This is a genomic window from Paraburkholderia ribeironis (assembly GCF_900019265.1).
Taxonomy (GTDB): Bacteria; Pseudomonadota; Gammaproteobacteria; order Burkholderiales; family Burkholderiaceae; genus Paraburkholderia; species Paraburkholderia ribeironis.
Genome location: NZ_CYGX02000065.1, coordinates 1 through 8,828, shown reverse-complemented (window position 1 = coordinate 8,828; position 8,828 = coordinate 1). Strand labels below are relative to the sequence as shown.

The following is an 8,828-nucleotide window of genomic DNA, read 5'->3' as shown; positions in this document are numbered from 1 at the left end:
CCGCTTCCGCAAAGCCGATCTGCCGCTTCATCCTCGTGGGTACGTTCCGTGAGCTGTCTTCTATAACGTCCTCGGCTGCGTCAGCGATGACCGCCGAGATTCATTAATCAGCGTTTCCCTAGTGCACGCCATTAATGCGTATAAATCTCCCATCACGCGGGCCGCGTTGAAATTAACCATGCTTACCGGTTTGCGGCCCGGGGTGGTCGCGGCCGCCCCTTGGCAAGAGATCGATCTTGATACGGCCGAGTGGCATATTGCCGCTTGCCGGATGAAGATGAATCACGACCATATCGTGCCGCTTCCCCGGCAAGTGGTTGCGTTGCTCAACGAGCTTCAGGCGCTCACTGGCCGCGGCGACTATGTGTTTCCGTCGCCCGCGAAGCAGAAAACACCACATGTTCACCGGGACGCGCTAAGCAAAGCCCTGCGTGAAAAGGGCTTCAGAGGAAAGCATGCAACGCATGGATTTCGCGGCATGCTTCGCACTGTCGGCCGGGAACGGCTCGGCATCGATATCGATGTTCTGGAAGCGCAGCTAGCACATGCAAAACGAGGAGAGGTGCAGCAGGCCTATGATAGAACGACGTTCGACGACGACCGTTGCCGAGTCATGCAGGAGTGGGCCGACTACATCGACCGACTCTGCGATGTAAAGGCATAGTTCGCTGAAAGTGGCGACTTCATCGTCGCCGCCCGGAGTACTCCATCTTTTCTCGTCTCAGCAACTCATAGGTCGCTCCCATTCGCTATCCCCACTCGATTAGCAACCACCTGCCGCAAACCCAACGCTGGGTCGGACTCGGATCGCATGGCGCCCGCCGATACCGTCAGCTATACCGGCATTCCCGCCCGGCACTTAACGGCCTTAGGTGGGCCGCATCGGAAAATCGGCGCCGTCTGCTTAAGAAAAATCGTCTAAGCGATGCATCTCGAGATGACTTCGGAGGTTGATACCGTCTGCGATACCGTCAGGTCACAGTTGCCTAACTGAGCCGGCCGGCGGCTGGTCGGCCATTGCGGACCCTCAGCTACCGATCCTCATCGGGCGGCTGCACGCTGCCAACCGGCCGTTCGCCCGAGCCGGATCCGGAGCGGTGACTCTCACATCCACGAACGCGTACTCACGACGCACTCCGGACGATGGATCCCCACGATCTCAACGGCAGCTTCCAGAAGTTGTCTGGTCGTTGAAATGCAAACGGTTGCGTTGGTTCGCCAGGTCGAGTTTCAACTCGTTCTGTTTCACGTCCTCATTGTGCCGGGTTCGACAAACGCGGCGCCAATCTCGCCGCGCTCGAAGAAACCAATGCCGATCGTAAAACGCCCATCAAGGTCCACCAGTCGAAATATCTCAACAACCCGGTCGAGCAGGACCATCGGGCGATCAAGCGACAAACGCTGCCCATGCTAGGGTTCAAAAGTTTCCGCGGTGCCCGGATCCTTCTGACCGGCATCGAACTGATGCACATGATCGTGAAAGGGCAGACGAAGTGTGCTCGCGGAACCCATCCGTCCGCCGCAGATCAATTCTACGACCTCGTAACTTAAGTTGTACTTCGCGTATCGACCGCGCTCGCCTCTCGTTGCTTACCGCGACAAAGCCTCCGTGCTGGGAATCGTCAGAGCCAAATCCGGGCGCACCTATGCCACAAATTCCTGCAGAATTCAGCGGTGTATTCGGCGGGGTTTGCATGAGCCCCTTGGCGCCGGGAACGCTCATGGCGGGGCGGTCGCAATTGGATTCGAACTGTTCAATTTTTTGCTCACTCCCGCCTGCCATCCAGTCCTGAGCAACGGACGAAGCGCGATGACAGAGCTTCGCGCCCTTGTATCGCGAAACTCCGTCAGAAGCCTGCTCACACCCAGACTTCCGACCGCATCCTCCTACATTCGAATAACATCCATCACCGTCTTCTTCTTGTCCTTGAACCGGTAGATCGTGATTGCCGCATCTTTGAGGTCACCGTGTGGATCGAACGCGATCTTCCCGATCACACCTTCATACTGCGTTGCCGGCATCGCGGCGAGCACCTTCGCGCGATCGGTCGAGTTCGCCCTCTTCATCGCGTCGTAGATCACGTAAACGGCGTCATACGCGAATGGCGCATACGCATCGATCGGCACCTTGTAGCGCGAGGTATAGCGCTGGTCGAACTCCTGCCCCTTCGGCATCTTCGACAACGCAAGGCCCGCCTCGGAACATACGACGTTGCCGATCGCGTCCCCTGCCAGGCTGATCATTTTGTCGGTGCATGCTCCATCACCGCCCAACACGCTCGCCGTGATGCCCAGATTTGCGGCCTGCTTCGCCAGCGGCCCAGCCGTCGCATCCGAGCCGCCATACATGATCACGTCGGGCCGCAAACCCTTGATCTTCGTGAGAATGGCGCGGAAGTCAGTCGCCTTGTCGTTGGTTGCCTCACGCGTGACGATCGTCCCGCCGTCCGCCTTCGCAGCCTTGATGAATTCGTCGGCGAGGCCCTGCCCGTATGCGGTCGAATCGTCGATCACAGCAATACGTTTCGCGTGCAGCGAGCCGAGCGCGTAACGAGCAAGCGCTGGCCCCTGCAAGGCATCGGTTGCGACTACGCGAAACGTCGTCTTGTACCCTTGCTGCGTATATGCCGGGTTCGTCGAGCCCTGTGAAATCTGCACGACCTGTGCTTCGCTATAAATGCGCGACGCTGGAATCGACACACCCGAATTGATGTCGCCGACCACGGCCACCACGCCGTCGTCGACCAGTTTCTGGGCGACCTGCGTGCCCGTGCGCGGATCGGCCGCATCATCCTGTGAATCCAGTTTGAACTGCACGGGCCTGCCGCCAATCACGGGATGCTGCAGATTGATTTCGTCGATGGCGAGGCGCGCCGCATTCTCGCTGTCCTTGCCCATGTTTGCGAGCTGACCGGTAAGCGGCGCAGCGTGGCCGATCAGCACGACGGCGGGCGTTGCATCGGCCGCATGCGCCGAAGCGTAAATGGCGGCCAGCGCAATCACGCCGGCGAAGGAACGATAAGTAGATTTCAAGGCTGCCTCGCTTCAAGAGTGGATGTATCGAATGGCGCTGTGCCGGATGCGATGCGCCTGGAAACCAGTATTCAGTCGCCGTAATTGCACGTCCAACGACAAATTCTTTTCGGCGCCGATAAACAAACCCTATGCCGTCGCGACGTGTGTGCTCGCATGCAGCAAGGCCTCGACGCTACGTCCTGTCGCCTGGCCTGCAATCTCATGCAGCTCGGGAAAGGCGAAGTGTTCGACAGAAGCACCCGCACGCCTTAGCATTCCGATGACACGATTAAACGCAGTGCTCACGGTTTCGTCCAGTTCGTCCGCGACATAGTCGGAAGTGACGCCGAAGCGCAGTCCGGTCAGCGGGCGTGGTGCGGTATCGAGCGTCTGTGCCGAGATCACACCATCGATGAGCGCGCAACAATCCACGCTGCGAGCGATCGGACCGATCGAATCGAACGACCTGGATAGCGGCACGACCCCATCGAGCGGCACACGGCGTGCCGTCGGCTTGAAACCGACGAGACCGCAGAATGCAGCGGGAATCCGCACGGAGCCGCCCGTATCGGTGCCCAGAGCGGCTGCGACGTGCCCGAGTGCGACGGATGTCGCCGCGCCGGAACTCGATCCGCCGGCAAGACGGCTTGCATCGTACGGATTGACGGGCGTACCGTAGTGAGGATTGAGTCCGAGTCCGGAGAACGCAAACTCGCTCATGTTCGTTCGGCCAACGAACACCGCGCCCGCCTCCCGCAAGCGTGCGACTGCAGCGGCGTCCCGCACGGCAGGTGCTGCGCCGCGCAAGATCCGCGAACCGGCAGCCGTCACCTGGCCTTTCACATCGAAGAGATCTTTCACGGAAATGGGCGCGCCCGCCAACGCCGAAGGCACATAGCCGCGGTCGCGGAACGCGTCGCTGCTGGACGCAGCTTCGCGCGCCGCCTCGCGATCGACGTGTGTGTAAGTCACGCCACCGCGCTCCTGGTCGGCATCGATGGCAGCGAGACTGTTGTCGAGCAACTCGAGTGCCGAGGTGGTGCGCAGTGCAAACGCGCTGGCCGTTTGACGCAGGGTCCTCATCGCGATCACTCCGTATGCGTGAGTGCATCGACCGAGTAGCGATGCCTTAGACTGCGGCCGAGTACGGGGTCGTGCAGTTCCAGCTCATACACGCCAGCCGACGTCAATGGTCCAATCACCGGCTGCGTGCCGCAGAACAGCACGGTCTCTGCAATCATCGACATCGCGCCGAACGCGCGCCTGATCAGATGCTCCGGATGCATTAGCCGCGCGAGCGTGCCCTCCTGATAACGGACCCGTTCGCCCGACGAATCGATGCGCCAACTGCGCGCAATCAGTGCATCCCAATGCGCTGCGACGTCCGAATAACGCCAGAGCGTGCGGCCGAGTGGCTTCGCGCACATCTGTTTCGAAACGGCGACGTCGTAGCTTTCGACCCTGCGATCCGTATGATCCGAACCGATGCCGACCAGCAGCCCGTCTGCCTCGGTCTGAATGAGCACGACTTCGACCTCACCTGACGAATGCGCGCCTAGGACATCGATGCGTGCTAAAGTCGTCAGCAGATCGGGCGAGACTTCGTAGAAGCACGGCACGGCCGACGGCCTGCGTACGCCAATTGCTTCAAGTTCGCGAATATGATGCTCGACCTCGGCACTGTCCCTGCCCGCCCAACCCGCGATCACGAGCCGCTTCACCCTCACGTGGACGGGTGTTCCGGATTCGATTTCACATGCCACTGTTTTCATCGCAACGTTCCTTCCTTCAATCGTCGTCTCACCGATCCCGGCTGTATCGTTTCATCGGCGCTCGCTGCAAAGTTTTGGCGTGCGGCGCACCCGTGTCCAACAAATTAAAGTTGTCGCGAGGCGAAATATTTTCTTGTCCCGTCACGTGAGGCGTGGCGATACACTGGGGCATTCCAGCTTGCCCTTTCAGGGGCGCGAATGAACCTGCGATTTCTCGAGACCTTTGTCTGGCTCGCCCGGCTGCGCAGCTTTCGTCTGACGGCCGAGCGGATGAATGCCACGCAGGCGGCGATTTCCAGCCGCATTTCCGCGCTCGAGCAGGAACTCGGCGTGCGACTCTTCGAGCGCGGCTCAAAGGAAGCAACGCTCACGCAGGACGGCACGAAGACGCTGCCATTCGCCGAACAGATGCTGAAGTTGAATCAGGCGATGATCGCGAGCGTCGGCGACCGCTCGAAGGTATCAGGGTTGTTACGACTAGGCGCCATCGAATCGATCGTTCACACGTGGCTGCCGGATCTGCTCAAGCACATCCGCGAAACGTATCCGAATCTCGTGATCGAACTGACCAGCGACACATCGTCCAATCTGTCGACCCAACTGCTCAATGGCCATATCGACGTTTCGTTTCAGACGACGAGCGTCGCAGGCTCCGGCATGATGAATGTTCCGCTAGGCGGCCTGCCAATGCGCTGGATGGCCAGTCCGGCGCTCAACCTGTCGGCCCAGGCGTTGACGGAGGCGGAACTGGCCACTTATCCCGTGATCAGTTTCGCGCGCCACTCGCCGCCGCATGAGTTTCTGACCGGCCTGTTCGCCGCGAGTGGCGACGTGCAGGTGCAGATCAACTGCCTGTCGTCGGTGGCTGCGATCATCCGGCTCGTCGTCGACGGCTTCGGTATTGCCGTGCTGCCGCCCGCGTTCGTGATGGGCGAACTCGAAGCGGGGAAGTTGCAGCTGCTGCAAGTCACGCATCGCGTGCCTGCATTGCCACTCGTTGCCGCGTACCGGCGCACGCCCGACAGCCTGCTCTCCGAATCCATCACGCGGCTCGCGCTGAACGTCGTGCTCGACTTCTGCCTGAAGCACGGACCCGAATTTGCGCTATTCCCGCCCACGGACGACTCTGTCTCGCACACATGAACATCTGCACATCAAAACGGGTATCCCCTCATGCTCACTGCCCTTTCCATTCCAGTCGAACCGCTCCGTGCGACACGTTGCGAACCCTATGGCTGGATGCTTGGCAAGCCGGTGCGTGCCGACGGCGATGCACCTGCATTTATCAGCCCGGCGTCGGACTTCTGGCGCGAACATCTGTTCAATACCGGCGCGCCGGGTGAAACAGAAATTCTGTGGGTGACGTACCGTAATCGTGACGAGAGCGTTGCGTCACTTGAGGTTCATCATTTGACGCAACAGGCTATCGTGCCGCTGACGGCGCCGGTCGTCCATATCGTCGCGACTTCGACGAAAGACGGCGAGCCGGACATGGACACGATGCGAGCCTTCACGATTCCCGTCGGGATGGGCCTTTGCATGCGGCCGAACATCTGGCATGCGACACGGGTTCGTGAACGCGAGGCGACTTGCCTGATGCTGACGCGACCTTCGACGACCTACGATCTCGTCGTTCATCTGAAAACCGGTGCGCCCGCTTGTGAAAGCGCGATTCGGACTATCGAAACGCGCCGGATCGAAAGTGTGTACTAGTGCACCCATGCAGTGGCCTGATGATCAGGTCACTCTCGAACGAATATTCTCTCTGGTACGGCTTGATCCAAATCGGTCTCAGCGAGCACCTGCAGGAATGCTTCAAAGCTCTTCGTAGAAATCGATCGCCTGTTACCTTTCGATGTCTGAACGCTCTCGTCTGGAATGCCCTTGATTTTCACGCATTTTCCCGGTTGAGCGCTCCGTTGACACCTCCAGGAAGCCGAGCGGTTCAAGGGTCTGCAACTGGCTGAGAGCACCAGTTACGTTAACTTACTACAGAGGTGACGTTGGAGTCTTCAATGTCAGGTTTCCGGCGAGGTGGACGAATGCGTACTGCCGGCCAATACCTGACGGGCGACCTACGCAAACAATTCGGCCATTGCAGACGCTCAGCTACCGACCCTCATCGGGCTGCTCCACGTTGCTAACCGGTCGTTTGCCCGACCCGGCTTTCGAGCGGCGACTCTCAGATAGGCGAACGCATACTTACGACCCGTTGCCGTCTTTCAAGTTGTAGCCGCGTAAGGCTGCTTCGCGCTCGCAGCGGTCACTGGGTTCAACGGATGGTCAGGCGTTGCGGTCATTCGCCTGGGGCTTGGTCGCCCACCAGATCAGCGCGATCATGAGCAAACACATGACCAAGCCGACGGCGGCGATCGGGGGGGCTAAGTCCCCTGGGTGGAGCACGCGATCGACCGTCGTCAGCAATGTAACGACCAACAGCGTAATCGCACTCAGCGTGCGACTGCGCGAAGCCGTGACACAAGAAAGCTGCTGCCGCAGCCCAGAGGCTAACTGGCACATCGCCCTCGTCAACCGCTAGTGAAAATTCTTGAGAAAATCATCCATGAGTTCCTTCGCTTTGGCCTTGGCATCCAGAAGCTTGAGCATGTGGTGGGAGCGCTCATTGGCAAGGTAGGGCGCTGAGGAAAACCATCCGCCATCGACCACGATGTCGGTGCCAGTGATGTAGGAAGACTCGTCGCTCGCGAGAAACAGCGCTGCAAAGGCGATATCTTCGGCCTTGCCGCTCCTGCGCAGCAATACCGTGTTGTTCATCACTTTCGACTGCATCTTTTTCAACAACAGATTCGAAGTCACGGGCGCCGTAAGGTCGGTCTCGATGAACCCCGGTTGGATAACGTTGCAGCGAATGCCCCAGTCGGCGTACACGTAAGCTGCAGACCTCGAGAGTCCCTCAAGCGCCCATTTCGACCACGAATAGCCGGAGCTGAAGTTCCCCGTGATGCCCGCGACGGATCCGATGTTGACAATCGAGCCACCTCCGGATTCCCTGATAAGAGGAGCGCAGGTCTGGATGCCCCTCAGCGTGCCGGTGACGTTGATCTCGAAGAGCTTGTTCCATTCCTCGATGTCGACCTTGGGGAACCGCACGAGCGCATTGCTGCCGACGATGTTCATAAGCACGTGCGGGCCGCCTGCCTGCTCCTTGATGTGCGCGACGGCGGCATCCCACTGCGCCTGGTTCACCACATCCAGCGCGAGGAAGTGGGCCTTCCCTCCGGCTGCGTTGATCTCGACGACCAAGGCATCTCCGCGCTCCTCGCTGCGCCCGGCGATGAATACGGTCGCGCCTTCTTTGGCAAAAAGCCGGGCGGAGGCACGCCCCATGCCGCCGTAGCCGCCGGTGATCAACGCCACTTTGTTTTCTAGCCTCATATGCAAGCTCCATCTCGTTGCGGATCAGCGAGAGTAACCGGATGCCGGCCATGTTCAAGTAGGGGCCCAGTCAATACCAGTCGCTTGCCCGCTCGACACGGAGCACGGAGCAACTGCTGGGCGCTCAGCCCTCGCCTACGCGTGAACCTGCCGGTTCGGCCTCGGATTGAGCGCCGCAGGCGGCTAGTTCATAGATCAGCGTGTCCCTAGTCTGGAGCAATTCAAGGAATGGGCGATGGGCGCCCCAGCGCACGTTGCCTTGCACACGAAGATGGTCAGCGCAATGAAGGCCGCGGTCATGGCCTCCGCAAAAGCCGGTCCGCCTCCTCCCCCGAGCTATTCCTTTCATGCGACCGATGACCCCGACGCAGATATCCCGGCCATCCGCGCAGAGCTGAGGGTGATGTATCAGGAGATCGAGAAGATGGCTTGGGCGAATATGCCGCTTGGCAGCATTCAAGTGATGATGCTCGGGGACCGCAAATGAGACGGACCGTTGGTGGCGGCTACTGGCCGCATTGCGGTCGTCGGTCCGCACAAGCTGATGGACCGTTCGTGGTCGACGGACTAAACCGCTCGCGCGGTAGGGGCTACGGTCTGACACCGGAGGTCAGGGAGAGGCCGGTCACGCGGCTTTATGTTGGC

Annotated in this window: 8 protein-coding genes and 1 pseudogene; 5 read left to right on the top strand and 4 right to left on the bottom strand. The window is 60.0% G+C overall.

What is annotated here, in order from left to right; all coding sequences use genetic code 11:
• Positions 1-121: 121 nt before the first annotated feature.
• Positions 122-664 carry a site-specific integrase gene (locus tag BN2475_RS26195; RefSeq protein ID WP_245841597.1) on the top strand — a complete coding sequence of 181 codons (543 nt, stop codon included), beginning with the start codon at positions 122-124 and terminating at the stop codon, positions 662-664.
• Positions 665-1,269: 605 nt separating this feature from the next.
• Positions 1,270-1,551, top strand: a pseudogene (locus tag BN2475_RS26190) (DDE-type integrase/transposase/recombinase); the annotation flags it as partial.
• 336 nt (positions 1,552-1,887) lie between these two features.
• Here BN2475_RS26190 and BN2475_RS26185 read toward each other — a convergent pair.
• The 3 genes from BN2475_RS26185 to BN2475_RS26175 all read right to left on the bottom strand — a co-directional run bounded on the left by BN2475_RS26185 (position 1,888) and on the right by BN2475_RS26175 (position 4,787).
• On the bottom strand, positions 1,888-3,033 hold the full coding sequence (locus BN2475_RS26185; protein WP_094782379.1) for a branched-chain amino acid ABC transporter substrate-binding protein: 1,146 nt from the start codon (positions 3,031-3,033) through the stop codon (positions 1,888-1,890).
• 129 nt (positions 3,034-3,162) lie between these two features.
• Complete coding sequence (locus BN2475_RS26180) at positions 3,163-4,098, bottom strand: amidase family protein (RefSeq protein WP_425435569.1); 936 nt, start codon at positions 4,096-4,098, stop codon at positions 3,163-3,165.
• A 5-nt stretch (positions 4,099-4,103) separates the two neighbouring features.
• Positions 4,104-4,787, bottom strand: a complete 684-nt coding sequence (locus BN2475_RS26175; RefSeq protein ID WP_094782378.1) for a DUF2848 domain-containing protein — start codon at positions 4,785-4,787, stop codon at positions 4,104-4,106.
• 198 nt (positions 4,788-4,985) lie between these two features.
• On the opposite strand from BN2475_RS26175, the gene BN2475_RS26170 reads away from it, so the two are divergent.
• Entirely contained in the window at positions 4,986-5,930 is a 945-nt protein-coding gene (locus tag BN2475_RS26170; RefSeq protein ID WP_094782377.1) for a LysR family transcriptional regulator, read from the top strand.
• A gap of 30 nt (positions 5,931-5,960) precedes the next feature.
• On the top strand, positions 5,961-6,500 hold the full coding sequence (locus BN2475_RS26165) for an ureidoglycolate lyase (RefSeq protein ID WP_094782376.1): 540 nt from the start codon (positions 5,961-5,963) through the stop codon (positions 6,498-6,500).
• 822 nt (positions 6,501-7,322) lie between these two features.
• Here BN2475_RS26165 and BN2475_RS26155 read toward each other — a convergent pair.
• Complete coding sequence (locus tag BN2475_RS26155) at positions 7,323-8,183, bottom strand: SDR family NAD(P)-dependent oxidoreductase (protein WP_094782374.1); 861 nt, start codon at positions 8,181-8,183, stop codon at positions 7,323-7,325.
• 235 nt (positions 8,184-8,418) lie between these two features.
• Here BN2475_RS26155 and BN2475_RS26150 point away from each other — a divergent pair, with 235 nt between their 5' ends.
• Positions 8,419-8,670 (top strand): hypothetical protein, encoded by a 252-nt coding sequence (locus tag BN2475_RS26150; RefSeq protein WP_094782373.1) that lies wholly within the window; start codon positions 8,419-8,421, stop codon positions 8,668-8,670.
• Positions 8,671-8,828: the final 158 nt, after the last annotated feature.

Bases quoted from the DNA above. Each gene is read 5' to 3' on its own strand.
- BN2475_RS26175 (WP_094782378.1), bottom strand. From the start codon at position 4,787: ATGAAAACAGTGGCATGTGAAATCGAATCCGGAACACCCGTCCACGTG.
- BN2475_RS26170 (WP_094782377.1), top strand. From the start codon at position 4,986: ATGAACCTGCGATTTCTCGAGACCTTTGTCTGGCTCGCCCGGCTGCGC.
- BN2475_RS26155 (WP_094782374.1), bottom strand. From the start codon at position 8,183: ATGAGGCTAGAAAACAAAGTGGCGTTGATCACCGGCGGCTACGGCGGC.
- BN2475_RS26150 (WP_094782373.1), top strand. From the start codon at position 8,419: ATGGGCGCCCCAGCGCACGTTGCCTTGCACACGAAGATGGTCAGCGCA.
- BN2475_RS26180 (WP_425435569.1), bottom strand. From the start codon at position 4,098: ATGAGGACCCTGCGTCAAACGGCCAGCGCGTTTGCACTGCGCACCACC.
- BN2475_RS26165 (WP_094782376.1), top strand. From the start codon at position 5,961: ATGCTCACTGCCCTTTCCATTCCAGTCGAACCGCTCCGTGCGACACGT.